Origin of the sequence: Actinokineospora bangkokensis (genome assembly GCF_001940455.1) — a bacterium.
Lineage (GTDB): Bacteria > Actinomycetota > Actinomycetes > Mycobacteriales > Pseudonocardiaceae > Actinokineospora > Actinokineospora bangkokensis.
Genome location: NZ_MKQR01000028.1, coordinates 492947 through 514475, shown reverse-complemented (window position 1 = coordinate 514475; position 21529 = coordinate 492947). Strand labels below are relative to the sequence as shown.

General features: G+C 74.9%; 19 protein-coding genes and 1 tRNA gene. 5 read left to right on the top strand and 15 right to left on the bottom strand.

The genetic code is table 11. From position 1 onward, the window contains the following. Positions 1 to 58: 58 nt before the first annotated feature. The 4 genes from BJP25_RS29380 (at position 59) to BJP25_RS29365 (ending at position 4462) form a co-directional block, all read left to right on the top strand. Entirely contained in the window at positions 59 to 757 is a 699-nt protein-coding gene (locus BJP25_RS29380) for a class F sortase (RefSeq protein WP_233158328.1), read from the top strand. Positions 758 to 879: 122 nt separating this feature from the next. Next, the gene (locus BJP25_RS29375; protein ID WP_075978232.1) at positions 880 to 2859 is read left to right on the top strand and encodes an SDR family oxidoreductase; all 1980 of its coding nucleotides are present in this window, start codon (positions 880 to 882) and stop codon (positions 2857 to 2859) included. A gap of 150 nt (positions 2860 to 3009) precedes the next feature. Then, positions 3010 to 3957 (top strand): coiled-coil domain-containing protein, encoded by a 948-nt coding sequence (locus tag BJP25_RS29370; RefSeq protein WP_075978231.1) that lies wholly within the window; start codon positions 3010 to 3012, stop codon positions 3955 to 3957. 106 nt (positions 3958 to 4063) lie between these two features. After that, the gene (locus BJP25_RS29365; RefSeq protein ID WP_075978230.1) at positions 4064 to 4462 is read left to right on the top strand and encodes a hypothetical protein; all 399 of its coding nucleotides are present in this window, start codon (positions 4064 to 4066) and stop codon (positions 4460 to 4462) included. A gap of 34 nt (positions 4463 to 4496) precedes the next feature. Here the strand turns inward: BJP25_RS29365 and BJP25_RS29360 are convergent, their stop codons facing one another. The 12 genes from BJP25_RS29360 to BJP25_RS29305 all read right to left on the bottom strand — a co-directional run bounded on the left by BJP25_RS29360 (position 4497) and on the right by BJP25_RS29305 (position 15708). After that, on the bottom strand, positions 4497 to 5456 hold the full coding sequence (locus BJP25_RS29360; protein ID WP_075978229.1) for a PDR/VanB family oxidoreductase: 960 nt from the start codon (positions 5454 to 5456) through the stop codon (positions 4497 to 4499). Continuing rightward, positions 5453 to 6310: a metal-dependent hydrolase gene (locus tag BJP25_RS29355; protein WP_075978228.1), complete on the bottom strand. Its 858-nt coding sequence runs from the start codon at positions 6308 to 6310 to the stop codon at positions 5453 to 5455. Before BJP25_RS29355 ends, BJP25_RS29360 begins: the two co-directional genes overlap by 4 nt. A 12-nt stretch (positions 6311 to 6322) precedes the next feature. After that, positions 6323 to 8092, bottom strand: a complete 1770-nt coding sequence (locus BJP25_RS29350; RefSeq protein WP_084794679.1) for an SDR family oxidoreductase — start codon at positions 8090 to 8092, stop codon at positions 6323 to 6325. A 73-nt stretch (positions 8093 to 8165) separates the two neighbouring features. After that, entirely contained in the window at positions 8166 to 8924 is a 759-nt protein-coding gene (locus tag BJP25_RS29345) for a MerR family transcriptional regulator (RefSeq protein WP_075978227.1), read from the bottom strand. A gap of 290 nt (positions 8925 to 9214) precedes the next feature. Then, positions 9215 to 9291, bottom strand: a tRNA-Leu gene (locus BJP25_RS29340). A 90-nt stretch (positions 9292 to 9381) separates the two neighbouring features. Further along, positions 9382 to 10707 (bottom strand): NAD(P)/FAD-dependent oxidoreductase, encoded by a 1326-nt coding sequence (locus BJP25_RS29335; RefSeq protein WP_075978226.1) that lies wholly within the window; start codon positions 10705 to 10707, stop codon positions 9382 to 9384. 105 nt (positions 10708 to 10812) lie between these two features. Continuing rightward, positions 10813 to 11313 carry a hypothetical protein gene (locus BJP25_RS29330; RefSeq protein ID WP_143219368.1) on the bottom strand — a complete coding sequence of 167 codons (501 nt, stop codon included), beginning with the start codon at positions 11311 to 11313 and terminating at the stop codon, positions 10813 to 10815. After that, the gene (locus BJP25_RS29325) at positions 11310 to 12635 is read right to left on the bottom strand and encodes a DUF58 domain-containing protein (RefSeq protein WP_075978224.1); all 1326 of its coding nucleotides are present in this window, start codon (positions 12633 to 12635) and stop codon (positions 11310 to 11312) included. Before BJP25_RS29325 ends, BJP25_RS29330 begins: the two co-directional genes overlap by 4 nt. Beyond that, complete coding sequence (locus tag BJP25_RS29320) at positions 12632 to 13585, bottom strand: AAA family ATPase (RefSeq protein WP_075978223.1); 954 nt, start codon at positions 13583 to 13585, stop codon at positions 12632 to 12634. Before BJP25_RS29320 ends, BJP25_RS29325 begins: the two co-directional genes overlap by 4 nt. Beyond that, a complete protein-coding gene (locus BJP25_RS29315; protein ID WP_075978222.1) occupies positions 13582 to 14043 on the bottom strand; it encodes a hypothetical protein in 462 nt (153 codons plus the stop codon). The genes BJP25_RS29320 and BJP25_RS29315 overlap by 4 nt, the downstream gene beginning before the upstream one ends. After that, positions 14040 to 14714, bottom strand: coding sequence for a DUF4129 domain-containing protein (locus BJP25_RS29310; protein ID WP_143219367.1), 675 nt, complete (start codon positions 14712 to 14714; stop codon positions 14040 to 14042). The genes BJP25_RS29315 and BJP25_RS29310 overlap by 4 nt, the downstream gene beginning before the upstream one ends. Before the next feature lie 286 nt (positions 14715 to 15000). Continuing rightward, complete coding sequence (locus tag BJP25_RS29305; RefSeq protein WP_075978220.1) at positions 15001 to 15708, bottom strand: uracil-DNA glycosylase; 708 nt, start codon at positions 15706 to 15708, stop codon at positions 15001 to 15003. A 47-nt stretch (positions 15709 to 15755) separates the two neighbouring features. On the opposite strand from BJP25_RS29305, the gene BJP25_RS29300 reads away from it, so the two are divergent. Further along, entirely contained in the window at positions 15756 to 17228 is a 1473-nt protein-coding gene (locus BJP25_RS29300) for a S10 family peptidase (protein WP_075978219.1), read from the top strand. Between the two features lie 533 nt (positions 17229 to 17761). On the opposite strand, the gene BJP25_RS29295 is transcribed toward BJP25_RS29300, so the two are convergent. Genes BJP25_RS29295 through BJP25_RS29285 form a run of 3 tightly spaced genes read right to left on the bottom strand, consistent with a single transcriptional unit; the run spans position 17762 to position 21529 of the window. Beyond that, the gene (locus tag BJP25_RS29295) at positions 17762 to 19504 is read right to left on the bottom strand and encodes a S8 family serine peptidase (protein ID WP_075978528.1); all 1743 of its coding nucleotides are present in this window, start codon (positions 19502 to 19504) and stop codon (positions 17762 to 17764) included. Between the two features lie 29 nt (positions 19505 to 19533). Beyond that, complete coding sequence (locus BJP25_RS29290; RefSeq protein WP_075978218.1) at positions 19534 to 20532, bottom strand: ABC transporter ATP-binding protein; 999 nt, start codon at positions 20530 to 20532, stop codon at positions 19534 to 19536. Further along, entirely contained in the window at positions 20525 to 21529 is a 1005-nt protein-coding gene (locus BJP25_RS29285) for an ABC transporter ATP-binding protein (protein ID WP_143219366.1), read from the bottom strand. The genes BJP25_RS29290 and BJP25_RS29285 overlap by 8 nt, the downstream gene beginning before the upstream one ends.

Genomic DNA, 21529 nt, shown 5'->3' with positions numbered 1-21529 from the left:
ACGCCGCGGTTCTCGCTACGCCCCACCCGCGTTCGCGGGTGGGGCGGGTGCGCTGGTCATGCTGATCGGCGCCCTGTCGCTGTCGGGGCCGAGCACGGTGGTGGAGGGCATCCCCTACGCCGCGCCCGGCCCGGTCGCCGCGCCCCAGCAGAAGCCGGACGTGCGGCAGGCCGCCGAGCGCAGCCGCGCGGAGCTGGCGGGCCGCACGACCGCGCCCGCTCCCCCGGCAGCGCAGCCCCCGGCCGCGCAGCCCTCGCCCGCGGCCCCCGCGACGACGCTCCAGGCGCCCGCCGCCCCGCCCGCGCGCCAGCCCGCCGGGCAGAAGCCGGGCACCGTGCGGCTCGCGCACGGCGGCACCGCGACCCTGGTGCGCCAGGAGCTCGGCCCGGACGCGACGCTGCCGGTGCCGACCTCGCTGCGCGAGGCGACCTGGTGGGGCGCAGGCCTGGACTCCGGCACCGGGGCGACCGTGCTCGCCGGGCACGTCAACTGGCGCGGGCAGGTGGGCCCGTTCGCGGAGCTGTGGGCGGCCAAGGTCGGTGACGCGGTGTCGGTGGTCGGCGCGGACGGGCGCACCTACGCCTACCGGATCGCCAAGGTCGACGAGGTGCGCAAGGAGGGGCTGCCGCAGCGCGCCGAGGAGCTGTTCGGCCAGACCGGGCCGCACCGGTTGGTGCTGGTGACCTGCGGTGGGCGCTGGGTCGGCGGGCACGACGGCTACGAGTCGAACCTGGTCGTCACCGCCGTCCCCGCCTGAGCCCGCCGCTGCCCGAGCCCGCCACTGCCCAAGCCATCATTGGGGCCTGTGGACAACCGTTCGCGGTCGTCGGCGGTCGGTGACATCCTCGAACCCGACGTCGAGCGGAGGGGGCGGGGACGATGACGACCTACCTGGTCACCGGGGGCACCGGGCTGATCGGGCGACACCTCGTCCGGGAGCTGCTGGCCAGGGGCGGCGACCCCCGGGTGTGGCTGCTCGTGCGGGCGTCCTCGCTGGAGCGGGCCGAGCGGGCGTGGGCGGGCTCGGAGCGGGTGCGGCTGCTCGTCGGCGACATCGCCGAGCCGGAACTGGGCCTGACCGACGCCGACCGCGCCGAGCTGGCCGGGGTGGACCACGTGGTGCACCTGGCCGCCCTCTACGACGTCACCGCCGACGACGAGGCCAGCGTGCTGGCCAACGTCGAGGGCACGCGCAACGTCGTGCAGGCGGCCACGGCGCTGCGGGCGGGGTGCCTGCACCACGTGTCGTCGGTGGCGGTGGCGGGCGACTACCGCGGCCGGTTCACCGAGGACATGTTCGACGCGGGCCAGAAGCTGGTGACGCCCTACCACCGCACCAAGTTCGAGTCCGAGCGCATCGTGCGGTCCCAGGGCGGGGTGCCCTGGCGGGTGTACCGGCCCGCGGTCGTGGTGGGGCACTCCAAGACCGGCGAGATGGACAAGGTCGACGGCCCGTACTACCTGCTGCCCGCGCTGGCGAGGCTGCGCGGCCTGCGCGCGCTGCCGCTGGCCTTCCCCGACATCGGGGACACCAACGTGGTGCCGGTCGACTACGTCGCCAAGGCCATGGCGCACCTGGTGCACGAGCCGGGGCTGGACCGGCGGGTGTTCCACCTGGTGTCGCCGCGCCCGCAGTCCGCGATGGAGGTCTACAACGCCTTCGCCCGGCCCGCGGGCGCGCCGCGGGCCAGGGTGTCGCTGCCGCGCGGGGTGAGCGCGCCGCTGCTGGCGCTGGCCCGCGCGGCGGAGAACGTGCCGGGGGTGTCGCTGGGCTTCGACGCGGTGCTCGACCGGTTGGGCATCCCGCCGGTGCTGCTGTCGACCCTGACGTTCAACCCGGTGTTCGACTCCACCGCCACCCGGCGGGCGCTGTCCGGGTCGGGCATCGAGGTGCCGGAGCTGGCGGACTACGCGCCGGTGCTGTGGACGTACTGGGCCGAGCACCTCGACCCGTTCCGCGCGGGCCGCGGCGAGGGGCTGCGCGGGCGGCGGGTGGTGATCACCGGAGCGTCGTCGGGGATCGGCCGGGCCACCGCGCTGCGGGTCGCGGCGGCGGGCGGGATCCCGCTGCTGGTGGCCCGCCGCGAGGCGGAGCTGGAGCAGGTCCGGGCGGAGATCGCGGCGGCGGGCGGCGAGGCGCACGCCTACCCCTGCGACCTCACCGACGACGACTCGGTGGCCGAGGTCGTGGCGGCGATGCTGCGCGAGCAGCCCTCGGTGGACATGCTGGTCAACAACGCGGGCCGGTCCATCCGGCGCTCGGTGCGGCTGTCCTACGACCGCATGCACGACTACGAGCGCGCCATGGCCATCAACTACTTCGGCGCCGTGCGGCTGATCCTGGCCCTGCTGCCGCACATGACCGAGCGCCGCTTCGGCCACGTCGTCAACGTGTCGTCCATCGGCGTGCAGGGCATCGCGCCCCGGTTCTCGGCCTACGTGGCCTCCAAGGCCGCCCTCGACCACTTCAGCAAGATCGTCGCCACCGAGACCCACGGCGCGGGCGTCACCTTCACCACCGTGCACATGCCCCTGGTGCGCACTCCCATGATCACCCCCACCAAGCTCTACGACGCCTTCCCCGCCAAGACCCCCGAGCAGGCCGCCGACCTGGTCCTGCGCGCCCTGCTCGACCGCCCCAAGCACATCGGCACCCCCACCGGCCAGGCCATCCAGCTCGCCTACGCCCTCACCCCCACCCTCGTCGACGCCATCGCCCACCAGGCCTACCGCCTCTTCCCCGACTCCACCGCCGCCGCGGGCGCCCCCACCCCCACCCCGCGCCTCGGCAAGGGCGAGCGCAACCTCACCGCCGCCGCCAAGGCCCTCGCCCGCCTCACCAACGGCTTCCACTGGTAGCGGTCGGGGCGGTCTGGGCGGTCGGGGCGAGGCCCTGGACCAGCCAGGACACCCCTGTCGGACTGGTGCCTCCGGGGCCCCTGCCGTCACCTCGTCGGGTGAAGCTCACCCCGCGCACAGCACCCCCCGCGCACGGGTACCGTCTTGCCCATGGCCTTCCAGCAGGGACACGACTCCGACCCGGGGTTCACCGTCGTGCGCAACGGGTTCGACCGGGCCCAGGTGCGCGAGTACGTGCGGGCGGCGGAGGCGGGGACGGAGCGGACCTCGGCGCAGCTGCGGGAGGCCCAGGGCGAGGTGGCGGAGCTGTCCGGGCAGCTGGAGCTGGCGCGGCGGGAGATCGACGCGCTGACCCAGCGGCTGGACAAGATCGGCACCGCGGCCGCGGCGGCCAGCGCGCCCAACGCCGCCGAGCGGGCGGCGCGGGCGGTGGTGGTCGCCAAGGCGCAGGCCGGGGAGGTCACCGCGCGGGCGCAGGCCGCGGCCGAGACGGCGTGGGCGTCGGCGGAGGAGGCCTCGCAGGCGCTGGCCGAGCGGTACCGGCGGTTGATCGCGGACCTGGAGGCCCAGCACACCGAGATCCACGCCGCGCACCAGGTGGTCATGGACCAGGCCCGCGCCAAGGTCGACGAGATGACCCGGCAGGCCGACGCCCGGCAGAAGGAGGTCGACGACCGCGCCGAGCGCGAGCGCCAGCGGCTGGAGCAGCAGTTCCAGGACCAGCAGGCCCAGCGCCGCGCGGCGCTCGACGAGGAGATCACCACCCAGCGCGCCGCCGCCGAGCAGGAGGCCGAGCGCATCGTCACCGAGGCCCAGGACGAGGCCGACAAGCGGATCGCCCACGCCACCAGCGTCGTCGAGCGCCTCACCGCCCTGCGCGAGCAGCTCGCCGACCGCCTGCGCGGCACCAACGACCTGCTCACCCGCAGCGTCACCCTGCTCGAACCCCTGGAGGCCGAGGGCGAGTTCTCCTTCGACGCCCCCGGCGCGCCGACCCCCGGCCCAGCGGGCCCCGGCCCCAACACCGGCCAGCCCTCCCCTGGCGGCAAGCCCTCCCCCGGCGGCGCGGCGCGTCCGCACCCGGAGCCGTCCCGCTGACGTCCACCCCACCCTGACGCTGGGCCCCGACGGCACCGGGAGCAGCGGGGTCGAGGGCGTGGGATTTCATCCACACCGGGGTCTGCGGGAGCCGTAGCATCCCGGTGTGCGCATCGTGGTGGCTTGGGTCGTGGTGTTGGCCGGGTTGGTCGGGGTGGGGTTCGGGCTGGTGCTGCCCTGGGTCGACGGGCGGACGGCCCCGGGGTTGCCGTTGCTGGACCTGTTCCGGGGGATCGACGGGGACACCGCCGTGTTCATCGGGTCGATGGTGGTGCCGGTGGTGATCGCGGCGCTGCTCGCGGTGTCGGGGATGTTCACGTCCAAGGGCATGGCGTTCCTGGGGGCCGTGCTCCTGGTCGTGGTGGTGTACGGGTGGGTGTTGCAGGCCAAGGCCGTGATGCCGCTGGGGGACTTGCAGGCCGGGTTGTGGAACGCGGTGTGCGGGAGCCTGGCCGTGCTGATCGGGACGGCGCTGCGGCCGGTGCACCTGCGGGCGCGGCAGTAGCCCCCGGGACACCGGCCCCCGGGAGTTGCGGCGGCTACAGGTCCAGGGTGGTCTCGCCCGCGGGGCGGTCGGTGCACAGCAGCATCGAGTCCACATCGGAGTCGAGGACGCCGACCCGGCAGGTGCCGCAGAAGCCCTGCCTGCACGAGTAGCGCAGCGGGCGTTCGCGCAGCACGGCCGTCAGCGCCGTTTCCGTTCCGGAGACCGGGATGACCGGGCCCGACCGGCCCAGGCGGACGGTGAAGGGTTCCGCGTCGACCAGGGGTGGCGGGGAGAAGCGCTCGGAGTGCAGGGGGCCGGGCCAGGCGGCGCGGACGGCGTCGACCAGCGGGGGCGGGCCGCAGGCGTAGACCTGGGTGTGGGGTGCCACGCCCGCCAGCAGGGCGGGGACGTCCGGTTGGCCCTCGATGACCCGCACCCGGGGGCCGTGCTGGGCCAGTTCGTCGAGGAAGGGCATGGTGGCGCGGCTGCGGCCCGCGTACAGCAGGCGCCAGTCGGCGGTGGTGCGCAGCATGGGCAGCAGCGGGGTGATGCCGATGCCCCCGGCGATGAACAGGAACGGGCCCGGGCCGACCAGGGGGAAGGCCGTGCGGGGGCCGCGCAGCACCAGGTCGGTGCCCACGCCCAGGGCGGTGTGGACCTCCCGGGATCCCGCGCCCACCAACCGGACCGCGATGCGGTAGGTGTCCTCGCCCGGGTCGCCGCACAGGGAGTACTGGCGGACCTGGCCCGAGGGGAGCACGACGTCGACGTGGCAACCGGGGCGCCACGGGGGCAGCGCGCCGCGCCGGGCGGCGAAGCGGAGCGAGACGACGCCGTCGGCCTCCGCGCGGCGGTCGACCACGCGCACGGGCAGGTCGCGGTCGACCGGGCGCGGCGGGCGGAAGCCGCGGACGCCGCGCCTGCTCAGCCACAGGTGCGCGGCCACCACCGGTTCGAGCAACCGGTACATGCGGTCCGGGCGGGGGCGGCCGTAGAGGTCCGGCGGGGTCATCGGGCCGCCGCGCGGGCCGCGGGGGACGTGGCGAGGTAGGCGGTGGCCTCGTCGGTGCTGCCGTCGTCGGCCGGGTGGTAGGAGCGCGGCAGGTACCGCAGGCCCGCGACCAGCAGCTCACCCAGGTCGGGCAGCAGGCCGAGGCGGGCGGCCCGGCGGGCGGCGCGCCAGGTCGGGCGGCCGGGGCGGGTCGGATCCTGGGCCATGAGCCAGCGGGCCGAGCGGGCGAACAGCCACAGCAGCACCGGGCCCGCGACCGCCATGGCCCGCACCCGGCGCAGCGGGCGGCCGTCGAGGTGCTGGTAGAGGTCGAAGGCGACCGAGCGGTGCTCGACCTCCTCGGCGCCGTGCCAGCGCAGCAGGTCGAGCATGGTGGGGTCGGCGCCCGCGCGGTCCAGCGGGGCGCGCAGCACCCAGCGGCCCAGCACGGCGGTGAAGTGCTCGATCGCGGCGATGATCGCCAGCCGCTCCAGCAGCCACTGGTGGGCGACCGGGGCGGGCAGGTCGCGGTCGCCCAGCAGGACGCGGAACAACCAGCGCACCTGGGCCACGAACGGCTCCGGGTCCACGCCCTGCGCGGCGAGGTGGTCGGCGGCGCCCTGGTGGGCCTCGGCGTGCACGGCCTCCTGGCCGATGAAGCCCAGGACGTCGGCGCGCAGCGCGTCGTCGCGGATGTGCGGCAGGGCGTGGCCGAACACCTCGACGAACCAGCGCTCGCCCTCGGGCAGCACCAGGTGCAGGGTGTTCATCACGTGCGTGACCAGCGGTTCGCCGGGCACCCAGTGCAGGGGCACCGCGGTCCAGTCGAAGGCGACGTCCCTGGCGGCGAGCACGGGGGCGGGTTCGGGCAGCACGGGGTTCCCCTCTCAGCGCACGACGTCGACCCGGCCCAGCGCGCGCGCCAGGCCGGGGGCGAACCGGGACACGACGCGCGCGACCTTGGCCTCCGGGGTCACCGGGACGACCGCGGCGTTGCGCTCGACGGCGCGCACGATCTCCTCGGCGACCTTCTCGGGGCCGAAGCCGCGGCGGGCGTAGGCGGCGGTGGCCTTGTGCCGCAGGCGCTGCTGCTCCACCTCGTCCACGCCGGTGAACCGGGTGGTGGCGGTGATGTCGGTGGCCACGACGCCGGGGCAGATCGCGGTGACGCCGATGCCGTCGCGGGCCAGGTCGGCGCGCAGCGACTCCGACAGCGCCAGCACGGCGGCCTTGGTGGCGGAGTAGGCGGGCAGCGAGCGGGAGTGGGCGAAGGCGGCGGCCGAGGACAGGTTGACGATGTGGCCGCCCTCGCCGCGCTGGGCCATCAGGGCGCCGAAGGCCCGGCAGCCGTTGACCACGCCGAGCAGGTTGACGTCCACCACGCGCCGCCAGTCGGCGCCGGAGGTGGCCAGGAACGGCCCGGCGACGCCGATGCCCGCGTTGTTGACCAGGACGTCGGGCACGCCGTGCTCGCCCTCGACCTCCTCGGCGAAGGCGGCGACGGCGGCCTCGTCGGCCACGTCGAGGTGGTAGGCGTAGGCGGCGGGGCCGATCTCGGCGGCGGTGCGCTCGGCGGCGTCGAGGTCGATGTCGGCGACGACGACCTCCGCGCCGCGGGCGGCGAAGGCGGCGGCGGTGGCCCGCCCGATGCCCCGGCCCGCGCCGGTGACCACGACGAGCCGGTTGCCGAACCCGGTGTCCGGGGAGCCGTGCCGGGCGCGCTGGAGGCCGCGGGTCATCGGGGCGCCGTCGACGTGGTCGGTGAACTCCTCGACCATGCGGGCGACGGCGGCGGGGTGGGTGGCGGGGAACCAGTGGCCCGCCTGCGCGGTGCGCCGCCACAGCCGGGGCACCCAGCGCTCCAGGTCCTCCGCGAGCTGCGGGGTGACGTAGCGGTCGCGGGTGGGCACGACCACCTGCACCGGGACCTGGGCGGTGCGCGCCCGGGGCGCGCCGAGGCGGGGGAAGACGTTGGCGCGGTAGAGGGCGACGCCGTTGGCCGCGTCGCGGGAGATGCTGGGGGCGGGGTGGCCGGGGCGCCGGGGCACGCCCTCGACCCGCTGGAGCAGGCCGCCCCAGCGGGGTCCGAGGACGGTGCGCCAGAGCAGGCCGGGCAGCACGGGCACGTGGAAGGCGTAGATGTACCAGGAGTGCAGCAGCTGCCCGAGGGCTTGGCGGAGGTTGCGCGGGGTGGGGGCGGTGAACCGGCGGCGCAGCCAGTGGCCGACGTGGTCCAGGCACGGCCCGGAGATCGAGGTGAAGGAGGCCAGGCGGGTGGCCGCGCGCCGGTCGGTGACGGCCTCCCAGGCCTGGATGGAGCCCCAGTCGTGGGCCACGACGTGCACGGGGGCGTGCGGGCTGACCGCGTCGACGACGGCGAACAGGTCCTCGGCCAGCTCGGCCAGCCGGTAGGCGGCCAGGCCGCGGGGGGCGGTGGAGCGGCCCGCGCCGCGGGTGTCGTAGCGGACGACGTGGTGGTCCTCGGCCAGCAGGTCGGCGACCTCGTCCCACATGGCGTGGGTGTCGGGGTAGCCGTGCACGAGCAGCACGGTGGGGTCGCCGGGGTCGCCCTGCTCGACGGTGAACAGGTCCACCCCGTCGCGGTGCACGACCCGGTCGCGGCTGCCGCTGGGCAGGGGGGTGGGGTGGGTGCGCACGGCGGCTCCTGGGCGTCCTCGACCGGATGTGAACGGCGTTACACGTCAGGGCGGAACGTTACAACGTGCGTTGTCAAGGTTCAAGGGGCGGCCGCTCCGCCGCGCGCTCGGCCAGGGCGATGAGCCGGTCGCCCATGATCTCCGGGATCACCCGGCGCGCGGAGCGGTCGACCGCGGCCGACAGCGCCGACATCACCAGCGGGTGCAGCCGGGAGATCACGTCGGCGTAGTGCGGCAGCTCCTCGCCGGAGGGCAGCCAGTCCGCGCCCTTGGGGTCCAGCACGTACTTGCGCACCACCCCGACCAGCAGCCCGGTGATCCGGTCGGTCTCGGACTGGAGCTCGGCGGCCAGGGCCAGCGCCTCGGCCAGCGGCACGTCCAGCCGCACCAGCTCGTGCCCGGCCTGCAGCAGCCGGGGGCTGGGCGCGACGAACTGGGCGCCGCGCCGCTCCAGGATGCCCAGGTCCAGGGCGCGGCGGATGTTGGCCGGGGTGAGCTGGGTGCCGAACATCCGCACCAGCTCGCGCATCGGCACCACCGCGGGGGCCTCGTGCGACCAGGCGGCGCCGGTGGCCTCCTCCAGGCCCAGCACGTCGGCGAGGCTGTGGCCGCGGCGCCAGGCGTCGAGCATTTCCTTGATCTGGGCGAAGGCGTAGCCGCGGTCGAGCATGTTGAGCACCAGCCGCAGCCGGGACAGGTGCCCGTCGCCGTAGATGGCCGTGCGGCCGCGGCGCACCGGCGGCTCCAGCAGCTCGCGGTCCTGGTACACCCGGACGTTGCGGACCGAGGTGCCCGCCGCCCTGGCCAGCTCGTCGATGCGGTACTCAGCCACCGCAGCACCTTAGCCAACGCCCGCGCGGGCCCGCCGGGTCGGGGAATGGCCGGGCGGGCTGTTCGGCGGACGCCGATTCACAGGCACACCCCGCTCGCACGATATCGCTCTGCGCAACCGGAATAGCGACCGTGGCCGGTTCAGGACATTTTTTCACGTCAGTTCACCAATAGGCGGTGACCTGCACACAAGGCCCGCACACGGCAGCGGCGCGGACCCGCCGAGCGGTCCGCGCCGCTGCCGTCGTGCGGTGCGTGACGTGGGATGACTGTGCGTGCAACGCCCAGGTCTGGTGCCCCCGACCGGATTCGAACCGGCACTCCACCCCTTTTAAGGGGGCTGCCTCTGCCTGTTGGGCTACGGGGGCGAACGCAGCCTATGGCGCGATAAAGGCGATCGGGACCGGATTGGCGCGATTCCGCCCGGCTGGCCCACCGCGATGGGCCGTTCCGCCGAATCAGGCCTTGGAAACCCTGGCGAACTCGGCCTTGGGGTCGTTGATCTGGCCCATGGAGATCACCTCGCGCCGGAACAGGCCCCCCGTTAACCAGTCGATGGTGATCCGGACCTTGCGGTTGAAGGTCGGCATCGCCTTGACGTGGTAGGCGCGGTGCATCGCCCAGGCCACGAAGCCCTTGGCCTTGACGTTGAAGACGTCGCCGACGCCGTGGTGCAGGCCCAGGCTGGCCACCGAGCCGATGTTCTTGTGGTAGTAGTCCTTGGGCTCGCCGCCGCGCAGCGCGGTGACGATGTTCTTGGCCAGCAGCCTGGCCTGGCGCACCGCGTTCTGGGCGTTGGGGGCGCAGATGGCGCCCGGGTCGTCCTTGGTGCGCGACAGGTCGGGCACCGCGGCGCAGTCACCGGCGGTCCACGCGTCGGGCAGGCCCTCCACGCGCATGGCGGCGGTGGCGCGCAGGCGGCCCTGCTTGGTCAGCGGCAGGTCCGAGCCCGCGAGCACCGGGTTGGACTTCACGCCCGCGGTCCAGACGATGGTGTCGCTGTCGAACTCGGTGCCGTCGGAGAGCACCACGCGCCCGCCCTCGAACGACTTGGCCAGCGTCGACAGGTAGACCTCGATGCCGCGCTTCTCCAGCTCCAGCACCGTGTAGACGCCCAGGCTCTCGCGCACCTCGGGCAGGATCCGGCCCGCGGCCTCGACCATGACGAAGCGCAGGTCCTCGGGGGCGACGTTCTTGTAGTACTGGGTGGCGAAGCGGGCCATGTCCTCCAGCTCGGCCAGCGCCTCGATGCCCGCGAAGCCGCCGCCGACGAAGGTGAAGGTCAGCAGCCGCTTGCGCAGCTCGGGGTCCAGCGTGGAGTCGGCCTCGTCGAGCTTGCTCATCACGTGGTTGCGCAGGTAGATGGCCTCACCGATGGTGCGGAAGGTGATGCCGTGCTCGACCAGGCCGGGGATGGGCAGCAGCCGGGCGACCGAGCCCAGCGCCACGACCAGCACGTCGTAGCCGAGCTCCTCGACGTGGCCGTCGGGCGCCTCGATCGTGACGACCTTGCGGGCGTGCTCGATGCCGGTGACCCGGGCGGTGACGACGTGGCAGCGCTTGAGGGTGCGCCGCAGCGGGACGACCACGTGCCGCGGCTCGATGGAACCGGCCGCCGCCTCGGGGAGGAAGGGCTGGTAGGTCATGTGCGGCTGCGGGTCGACCACGGTCACCGAGGCCTCGCCGGAGCGCAGCTTGCGCTGCAGACCGAGGGCCGTGTAGAGGCCGACGTAGCCGCCACCGAGGATCAGGATCCGGGTGGGCTCCGACTTTCCGTTCGCCATGGGGTCAATGGTCGCACCGGGTGGTGGTGGGCGCGAGTCACCCCCACCCTGGTGTGACCCCCGTCGCTGGCGGTGTTTCCGCAGGTTGTGACCCACATCGCAGGGTCAGCGGGATCGATCAAGCGCCACCACGACGAGTGCGACCCCGGCTACCGAGAGCAATGCCGCGACCTCGACCGCGGCGGGGGTGCGGGTGGTCGGCAGCAGGGCCGCGACCGCGACCGCGGCGAAGGTCAGCGCCTGCACCGCGCCCGCCCGCCGCAGGGCCGGGCGCAGCGCCGCCGGGTGCAGCCGGGCCCCGGCGGGGACGACCGCGGCCAGCGCCGCGCCCAGGTGCACGGCGTGGGCGAGCGGGACGAGCACCAGGACGGCCGGGCGCAGCGGGTCGCCGCCGAGCACCGCGACCACCGCCGCGGCGAACCCGATCAGCAGCAGCGGCGCCGGGGAGGCGGGCACGAGGGCGCTCAGCGCCACGAGCACCAGCCCGACGCCCAGCACGACCGGCGCGGCGCCGTCGACGAGCAGGTCGAGCAGGGCGCCCAGGCCCGCGGCGGCCACGGCCGCGCGCAGCCACCGCGCCGAGACCCCGGCCCCGACCTCCATCACCGGCCCCGACCGCGCCGCCGGGCCAGCACGGCCGCCACGCCCGCCGGGGTCACCACGGGCACGCCGCCCGAGCGCAGGGCGGCCAGCCGGGCGGTGTGCTCGGCGCGCAGGACCCCCAGCGCCGCCTCGCCCCACTCGGTCTCGTCGTCGGCGGTGAGCGGGTGCGGCAGGACGTCCACGGCGAGCAGCAGCCGGGCGCCCGCGGCGGCGCGCAGGACGACGTCGACCACGGCGTCGTCGAGGAAGGGCGAGAGCACCACGACCGCGGCGCCCGCGGGCACCTGCGACCGGTGCAGCACGGGCCGGGCCGACCACCCCGCTGAGCGCGTGCAGGCGACGAGTTGGTGGCGCAGGCGCTGGAGCTGGCGCCTGCCGGTGCCCGGCGCCAGGCCGAGCTGGGGGCGGCCGAGGTCGACCAGGCCGACGCGGTCGCCCAGGCGCAGCTGCGCGGCGGCGAGCGAGACCACGGCGCGCACGGCGGTGTCGAGGCTGGTGGGGGCGAGGCCGGTCGGGGTGCCCGGCGGCGGGCCGAGCGCCCAGTCGGCCAGGTCGGCGCCCACGTCGGTGCGCGTGTCCAGGGCGAGCACCAGCTCGGCGTCGGCCTCGGCGTGCCGCTCGCGCACGTGCGGGCGCACCAGCTCGCCGGTGGCGGCGCCCGCGCGCAGCGACACCCGCCAGTCGACCCGGCGCACCCGGTCGCCGGGGCGGAACGGGCGCACGGCCCGGGGTTCGGTGCCGTCGCCGGGGCGGGGCGAGCGGTGCGCGCCCACCGCGAGCCGGGGCGGCAGCGGCCCGCCGGGCAGCGGCTCGACCGGGGGCAGCACGACCCGCCTGCTCTCCCTGCCGACGACCGGGCCGTGGATGAGCAGCGCGTCCGGCCCGGCGGCGAGGTGGTCGGGCCGCAGGTCCACGCCCTCCCCCCAGGCGTTCCAGCGCAGCCGGGCGGTGACCGCGCGCACCGAGCCGGGCAGCAGGTGCACCGGGCCGACACCCCGGCTGCCGGGGTGCGGCAGCCGCAGCGCGGTGAACTCGGCGTCGTGGTCGACCTCGACGACGACCCGCGCGCTGTCGCCCGCCTCGACCGCGCGCGGCAGCCCGCGCACGCCGACCCGCACCGCGCGCCGGGGCGGGGTGAGCACGGCCAGGACGGTCGACAGCAGCAGCGGCAGGCCGATCACCACCAGCTCCAGCCGGTGCACGGCGGTGCCCAGCCCGACCAGGGCCAGGCCGCCGAGCGCGCCGCGGAACAGCGCGTCGGTGCCGCGCCACCCGGCCGTGGCCGCCGCCCGCCGGGCGGTGGTCCAGGCCAGGACCCGGTTCACCGCGCGCCCGCCGGACCGGCGACGGTGCCGAGCAGGTCCGCGACGACCTCGCCCGCCCCGGTGCCGGTGCTCCAGGTCTCCGCGCGGAGCACGAGCCGGTGGGCCAGGGCGGCGGGGGCGCACTCCTTGACGTCCTCGGGGACGACGTGGCCGCGGCCGTCGAGGACGGCCAGCGCCCGGGCGGTGAGCAGCAGGGCCTGGGAGCCGCGGGGGGAGGCGCCGACCTCGACGGCCGGGTGGGTGCGGCTGGCCCTGGCCAGGTCGACGCAGTAGCGCAGCACGTCGTCGTGGACCTCGACGCGCTCGACGGCCGCCTGCAGGCGGGCCAGCCCGCCCTCGTCGAGGACCCGCGCCACCGCGGCCCGCTCGGTGCGCCGGGCGAGCCTGCGGCGCAGCACCTCCACCTCGTCCTCGGCGGGCGGGTAGCCGATGCCCACCCGCAGCAGGAACCGGTCGAGCTGGGCCTCCGGCAGCGGGTAGGTGCCCTCGTGCTCGACCGGGTTGGCCGTGGCGAGCACGTGGAACGGGTCGGGCAGGGCGAACGTGCGGCCCTCGACGGTGACCTGCCGCTCCTGCATGGCCTCCAGCAGCGCGGACTGGGTCTTGGGCGGGGTGCGGTTGACCTCGTCGGCCAGCAGCAGGCCGGTGAACACCGGGCCGGGGCGGAAGTCGAAGGCGCGGGCGACGGGGTCGAAGACGAACGAGCCGGTGACGTCCGCCGGTTGCAGGTCCGGGGTGCACTGCACGCGGGCGAAGTCGAGGCCGAGCGCCTCGGCCAGGCCCCGGGCGAGCAGGGTCTTGCCCAGGCCGGGCACGTCCTCCAGCAGCACGTGCCCCTTGGCCAGCACGGCCGCCAGGACCAGCCGCACCGCCCGCTCCCGGCCGACGACCACGGCGCCCACGGCGTCGGTGACCGCCTGCGCGGCGCGCTGGACCTCCTGCGGTGTCACACGTCCTCCAACTGGTGCAGCAGCTCGGTGAACCGCCCGGGCGGGGGCAGCTCGGCGCGCGGGTCGATGAGCAGCCGGTGCAGCTCGGCGCCCAGCAGCCCCCGGGCGCGCGGGTCGTCCACACCGGACACCCCGTGCGCGAGCAGCCGGGCGTCGGCCAGCCGCAGCAGGCGGGGCCGGATGCGGGAGCGGAACCGGTGCGGGTCCTCGGCCGCCTCGGCGAGCCTGCCCGCCAGGGTGGCCGCCTGCGGGTTGGTGGCGGTGCCCGCGGGTTCGGGCAGCGGCGCCCAGTCCGGTTCGAGCGGCCCGGCGAACCGCGCCCCCGCGAACGCCACCGCCGCCGCGGGCACCCCGAGCACCACCGCCCAGAACACCGGCAGGTCGCCCGGCCACGCGGCCAGCACGACCACGCCGACCCCGGCCAGGGCGGCGATCGCGGCGGTGCGCAGGGTCGTCACCGCAGCGACGCCTCGATCCGCCGCAGCGCCCCGCCCGCGCGCTCGGCGTCGGCGGGGTCCAGCGGCGCGGCGGTGGCGAAGCGGGCCCGGTGGTAGAGGGCCTTGAGGTCGTCGAGGGCGCCCGCGTCGACGTGGTGGGCCCCCAGGACGTCCTCGGTGAACTCGGTCGGCGTGCGGTGCGGGGCGCGCGGGGTGCCCAGGTCGTGCGCGGCCCGCTCCAGCGCCACCCACGCGGCGATGACGGCGTCGCCGGGGTCGGTCCCGGCCCGCCTGCTCAGGTCGAGCCGCGCCCGCTCGACGGTGGCCGCGAGGACGCCCGCGGCCGCCCGCGCGGACTCCTCCGCGGTGTCGGCGGCGGCGTGCTCCGGCCGGGACGGGCCCCGCCCGCGGACCCTGATCCCGGCCAACGCCACCAGGGCCGCGGCCAGCGTGAGCAGCACCCCGGCCAGGAGCAGCAGCACCAGGACCCCCGTGCCGACCCCGGCGACCAACCCCAGCACCCCGTCATCCGGCGGCGCCTCCGCGACCTCCGGTCCGGCCGTCGCGGTGGCGGTCGCGGGCGCGTACCGCACCCCGGGCCCGCCCTCGATCGCCGACCCGCCGCGCGCGGCCACGACGATGACCAGCACCATCGCCGCCACCCCCAGCAGCACCCCGGCCCGCGACCTCATGCCCGGCAGCATGCCCCACCCCGGCCCCCACCACAGCCCCCCGCACGCACACCTCGACGTCCACCACGTCCAGCACGCGCACCGCGACCCGGAACTCCCCCACCCGCCGCCCCGCGACGGCACAGGTCACCAGGAACAAGCCCACCAGGGCGCAGATGATGACGAACACCACGGGAAACCCTTCGCACCGCCAGGACAGACCCACCCCCGGGCGCGGCGGTAGCGCTTGCCCCGACCCTACCGCGCGGCGTCACCGGAGGACCAGTGCCGAGGCGGGGGTCCCGGGTCACGGGGTGACCAGGCCCGCGGCGTCCTTGGCCGCGGTGAGGACGGATTCGAGCATGGGGCGGGTGAGCCTGCCGGTGAAGGTGTTCTGCTGGCTGACGTGGTAGCTGCCGAGGAGGTGGAGGGGGTGCTCGGTGGCGTGCGGGGCGAGTTCGACGTGGGCGGCGTGGGTGAACCGGGGGCGGGGCGTGGGGATGGTCCAGAAGGCGGTGAGGACGGGGAGCAGGGCGTTCCAGCCGAAGGCGCCGAGGACGAGGACGGCGCGGAGGGTGGGGCGCAGGAGGGCGAGTTCGCGGACGAGCCAGGGGCGGCAGTTGTCGCGCTCGTCGGGGGTGGGCTTGTTGGCCGGTGGGGCGCACTTGACCGGGGCGGTGATGCGGACGCCGCGCAGGCGCAGGCCGTCGTCGGCGGAGGTGGCGGTGGGCTGGTTGGCGAGGCCGACCGCGTGCAGGGCGGCGTAGAGGAAGTCGCCGGAGCGGTCGCCGGTGAACATCCGGCCGGTGCGGTTGGCGCCGTGGGCGGCGGGGGCCAGGCCCACGACGGCGATGCGCGCGTCGGCGGGGCCGAAGCCGGGCACCGGGCGGCCCCAGTAGTCCTCGTCGCGGAACGCGGCGCGCTTGGTGGCGGCCACCTGCTCGCGCCAGGCCACCAGGCGCGGGCAGCGGCGGCAGCCCGCGACCTCCCGGTCCAGGTCGTCGAGGGCGCTCACGACCCGATCACACCACACCGCCACCGGGTCCGCCGTAGGGTCGGGCCATGGGTACCACGAACTCCGACGACGCCGGGAGCAGCAGCACCCCGGAGCCGGTCGACGACCTGGTGACGACCGGGCACTCGCTGACCGTGCGGCGCCGCAAGCTCAACTACACCGCCACCACCGGGCGGGTCGTGCTGCGGCGCGAGGTGGTGACCGACGGCAAGGTGGAGGGCTACAAGCCCAAGGCCGAGGTGCTGCTGACCGCCTACACCCTCGACGGCGCCGACCCCGGCCAGCGCCCGGTGACCTTCGCCTTCAACGGCGGCCCCGGCTCGGCGAGCGTGTGGCTGCACCTGGGCGTGCTCGGCCCCCGCCGGGTGGTCTCCGGCGACGCGGGCGCCCCCGTCCAGCCGCCCTACACCCTGGTCGACAACCCCGACACCCTGCTGGTGCACAGCGACCTGGTGTTCATCGACCCCGTCGGCACCGGCATGTCCCGCGCGACCACCGGGGAGAAGTCGGCGGACTTCCACACCTTCACCGCCGACCTGGAGCACGTCGCGGAGGTCATCCGCCTCTGGACCACCCGCAACGGCCGCTGGCTGTCGCCGAAGTTCCTCGCGGGCGAGTCCTACGGCACCACCCGGGCCGCGGCGCTGGCCGAGCACCTGCAGGACAAGCACGGCATGTACCTCAACGGCCTCATGCTCATCTCCGCCGTCCTGGACTTCGGCACCATCCTGTTCAACGAGGGCAACGACCGCGCCCACGCCCTCTACCTGCCCACCTACACCGCCATCGCCCACCACCACGGCCTGCTGGGCGACCGGCCGCTGGCCGACGCGCTCGCCGAGGCCGAGGAGTTCGCCGACCGCGACTACCCCTGGGCGCTGGCCCGCGGCGCCCGGCTGACCCCCGAGGAGCGCGCGGCCACCATCACCAAGCTGGCGGGCCTCACCGGCCTCAGCGAGGACTACCTCGACCGCGTCGACATGCGCGTCGAGCACATCCGCTTCTTCACCGAGCTGCTGCGCCACCGCAAGCTCACCGTCGGCCGCTTCGACGGCCGCTTCACCGGCTGGGAATCCGACTACGGCCGCGAGCGCTTCACCGAGGACCCCGCCTCCGCCGCCATCATGGGCCCGTTCACCGCGGGCATCAACCACTACCTGCGCGAGGAGCTGGGCTACCCGAGCGACCTGCACTACCAGGTCCTCAGCACCGAGGTCTTCCGCCAGTGGTCCTACAAGGAGTTCCAGAACGCGCACGTCTCGGTGACCGACAAGCTCGCCGCCGCCATGCGCGGCAACCCGGCGCTGAAGATCCACGTCGCCAGCGGCTACCTGGACGGCGCCACGCCGTACTACGCGACCGAGCACGTGCTCGCCGCCCTGCGCATCCCGGCTGAGCTGCGGGAGAACATCGAGGTGAAGTACTACGAGGCCGGGCACATGATGTACCTGCACGAGCCGTCCCGGGTCCAGCAGGGCAAGGACCTCGGCGCGTTCGTCAAGGCCTCCTCCAACCGCTGACGCCGCTGCTGGACGGGGCTGCTCCGGTGGGCTTGGTGGGTGCTTCGTCGGGGGCTTGCGTTGTGGGCCCGGTTGGGTGGATCCGCTTGGTCGGGGCCCCTACGGCGATCATGTGCTGCGGGCGGGAAAAGGCGGGCTGAAAAGACGCCCGCCCGTCCCGTTGGGTAGCACATGATCGCCTCCCCCGACCAAGCGAATCCACCCAACCGGGCAGGACCTTCTGCCCGGGCTCGGCTTCCTGGGGTGGTCGCCTTGTCGCCACTGCCCAGTCCCCCATAAATCCATGCTGGCGCGGGGGTAACCCGGGCAAGGGGACCCCTGTTTTCAACGCTACCGGCGGAGGGCGACGAAACTCGACCCCGGCGAGAGGGCTGTGGACAACTCGGGTGGGTGTGCACAGCTTGGCGAGGGTGGATGACCCGGGGTGACTTCCACTCTTCCCGGACTACTGGCGATCCCCGCACTGTACCGAATGGACGAACGGCGCCCGGGTCCACGAAGGACCCGGGCGCCGTCTGCGTCGATCGCTGCTGCTACAGGAACTTCTTCCCCTGCGTCACAGCGGCCCAGGCGTCCACGGAGCCGTTGCCGTAGAAGCTGTTGAAGTCCAGGTCGCCGGTGCAGGTGGCGGTGAACTCGGCGGGCCTGCCGACCGCGGTGTAGTCGACCGTGCGGGGGGTGGGGCAGGCGATGGGGGCGGCGGTGCCCTCCAGCACCTTGCGGACCTTGTCGGGGTTCAGGGTGACCGACTTGGCGCTGTAGGAGCCGTACTGGGACACGATGAGCGCCGCGACGCCGGAGGCGTGCGGGGCGGCCATGGAGGTGCCCTGGAGGTACTGGTAGTAGCCGCACTCGCCGGAGGGCTTGCAGGCCTTCTGCACGCCCGCGTCGAGACCGGCCTCGGTGATGTTGCCCGCCTCGTCGATGGCGCCCTCGGTGAGGGCGACGTTCTTCGGGTAGGCGGACAGGATCAGGTTCTCGTTGGTGCGGTACCAGTCGGTGCCGAGGCCGTCGCGGAAGTAGCCGCCGGGCGCGGAGACGGAGATGCCCTGGCCGTAGTTGGAGTAGTCCGCCTTGGCCTGGGAGGGGCCGTAGGAGCCGATGCCGATGGCGTGCGGGCCCTCGATGGGCAGCGACCAGCAGGTGTTCGGGTCGATGGTGCGCGGGTAGGCCGCGCCCGCCGGGTAGTCCGGGCTGGAGGCGTCCGGCAGCGGGTGGGCCAGGTCCATGTGGCCGTTGCCCAGGGACACGACCTGGGACACGCCCTTGCGGTGGGCGTACTCCATGGCCCGCGACACCGACTTGACGACCAGGCGCTGCTCGGCCTGGGCCTCCGGCGAGTCGGCCGGGTTGTTGGTGCAGTTGAACAGCCACGGGTCGATGTAGAAGGACATGTTGACCACGTCCAGGCCCGCGTCGCCCGCGTAGGTCATGGCGTCGACGACCGGCTGCAGGAAGAAGTAGCCGGAGTCCTGGCCCGCGCGGATGTTGACCAGCGAGACCCCCGGCGCCACGCCGGAGATGCCGAAGCCGTCGGCCGCCGCGGCGATGGTGCCCGCGACGTGGGTGCCGTGGCCGCCGTTGTCGACGTCGGCCGGGTCGACGCAGCCGCGGTACTCGCACGGGCCGTCGACCTCGGCGCCGTTCTCGTCGAACGGGATGTCGCGGGTGAAGTTGCGCGACAGCGCCCGGTCGAAGTTGGGCGCGATGTCGGGGTGCGACCCGTCCACGCCGGTGTCGAGGACGCCGACCTTGACGCGCTTGTCCCCGGCCTGCTTGGTGCGCGCGAGGTCCGAGCGGACCGCCGACAGGCCCCACAGCTGCGAGTCCAGCGGGTCCAGGCCCGCGGTGGAGCCGGGCTTGGCCCCGGCGCCCTTGGCCGCGCCCTTGTTCTCCTTCTCGACGGCCTTGGCCTTGTCCTTGGCCTTCTTCTCCGCCTTGGGGGCCGACCCGATCGAGCGGATGCGCGAGGCGCTGTCGACCGCCCCGTTGCCCTTGAGCCGCGCGGTGAACCCGTTCTCCGGGGCCGAGACGGTCAGCAGGCCGGTGGCCTTGTTGCTGACCACCACGGTGCCCCCGGCGGACCGCACGGCCGCCTCCACCGATTCGGTGGCGACCCCGTCGGCCGCGAGCACGTTGTACTCCACGGCCTTGCCCGACAGCGCCGGTGCCGCGGTGGCGACCCCCGGCGCGGCCACGAACGTCACGCCTGCCACCAGCGGCACGGCCAGTGCCGCCGCCAGCGCCTTTCCTCGCTCCACGCGCTTCCTCCTCATCCTGCTGATCCCCTGGACCTTCCCCGACATCAGGGGACGATTGACCGCTCCTCGGCGAAGTGGCACGCGCTGGGGTGCCCGGCGGCGCGCTCGCGCAGCTCCGGCTCCTCCTCCGCGCACACGCCCTGAGCCTTCCAGCACCGGGTGCGGAACCGGCACCCGGAGGGCGGGGAGACCGGGCTGGGCACGTCGCCCTCCAGCCTGATCACCTGCCCGCGCCCGCGCAGCTCCGGGTCCGGGACGGGGACCGCGGACAGCAGCGCCTGGGTGTAGGGGTGCGTGGGCCGCTCGTAGATCTGCTGCTCGGTGCCGATCTCGACGATCTTGCCCAGGTACATCACCGCCACCCGGTCCGACAGGTGCCGGACCACCGACAGGTCGTGGGCGATGAACACGTACGACAGGCCGAACTCCGATTGCAGGTCCCCGAGCAGGTTCATCACCTGCGCCTGGATGGACACGTCGAGGGCGGACACCGGCTCGTCGCAGATGACGACCTTGGGCCGCAGGGCCAGGGCGCGGGCGATGCCGATGCGCTGGCGCTGCCCGCCGGAGAACTGGTGCGGGTACCGGTTGAGGTGCTCGGGGTTGAGGCCGACGACCTCCAGCAGCTCGCGCACCTTCGCCGGGCGCGAGCCCTTGGGCGCGACCTCCGGGTGGATCTCGAACGGCTCCCCGACGATGTCCCCGACGGTCATCCTCGGGTTGAGCGAGGTGTAGGGGTCCTGGAGCACGACCTGGATGTCGCGGCGCAGCGCGCGCAGCCCGGCGCCGCGCAGGGCGAAGATGTCGCGGCCCTCGAAGGTGGCGCTGCCCGAGGTGGGCGGTTCCAGCCGCATGAGCACCTGGGCCAGGGTGGACTTGCCGCACCCGGACTCGCCCACCACGCCCAGGGTCTCCCCGGCGTGCAGGTCGAACGACACCCCGTCGACGGCGCGCACGTGCCCGACGGTGGACTTGAACAGCACCCCGACGCGCACCGGGAAGTGCTTGACCAGGTCGCGGACCCGCAGGATCGGCTCAGCCACCGGCGAGCACCTCCTCGGCGAAGTGGCAGGCGCTGGCCCGGCCGGGGGCGGGCTCGTGCCGGGCGGGCACCTCGGCGCGGCAGCGGTCCTGGGCGCGCGGGCAACGCGGGTGGAACGGGCAGCCGTCCGGGATGGCCAGCAGGCTCGGCGGCAGGCCCTTGATGGTGTTGAGCGCGGTGCCCTTCTGGTCGAGCCGGGGCAGCGAGTCGAGCAGGGCGCCGGTGTAGGGGTGGGCGGGGGTGCGGTAGAGCGAGCGGGCGTCGGCCTGCTCGACGACCCGGCCCGCGTACATCACCGCGATCCGGTCCGCGACCTGGGCAACGACGCCGAGGTCGTGGGTGATGAGCACCAGGCCCATGCCGCGCTCGCGCTGGATCTCGGCGAGCAGGTCCATGATCTGCGCCTGCACGGTGACGTCGAGGGCGGTGGTGGGCTCGTCCGCGATGAGCAGCTCGGGGTCCAGGGCCAGCGACATGGCGATCATGGCGCGCTGGCGCATGCCGCCGGAGAACTCGTGCGGGTACTGCCGGACCCGGCCGCGCGGGTTGGGGATGCGCACCTGGTCGAGCAGCTCGACCGCGCGGGCGCGGGCGTCGCGGCGCGACATCCCCCGGCGCACCCGCAGCTGCTCCTCGATCTGGAAGCCGACGGTGAACACCGGGTTCAGCGCCGACAGCGCGTCCTGGAAGATCATCGCCATGCCCGCGCCGCGCACCTCGCGGCGGCGCCGGGGGCTCGCGGTCAGCAGCTCCTCGCCGCGGAAGCGCACCGAGCCGCCGGTGACGACCCCGGGCGGGGTGTCGAGGATGCCCATGACGGTCTGGGCGGTGACGCTCTTGCCGGAGCCGGACTCGCCCAGCACCGCCAGCGTCTCGCCCGCCGCGACCTCGTAGCTGACCCCGTTGAGCACGGTGGCCACGCCGTCGCGGGTGCGGAACTCCACCCGCAGGTCCTGCACGGCCAGCAGCGGCTCGGCCGCCGGGTCCGGTCCGGTCAC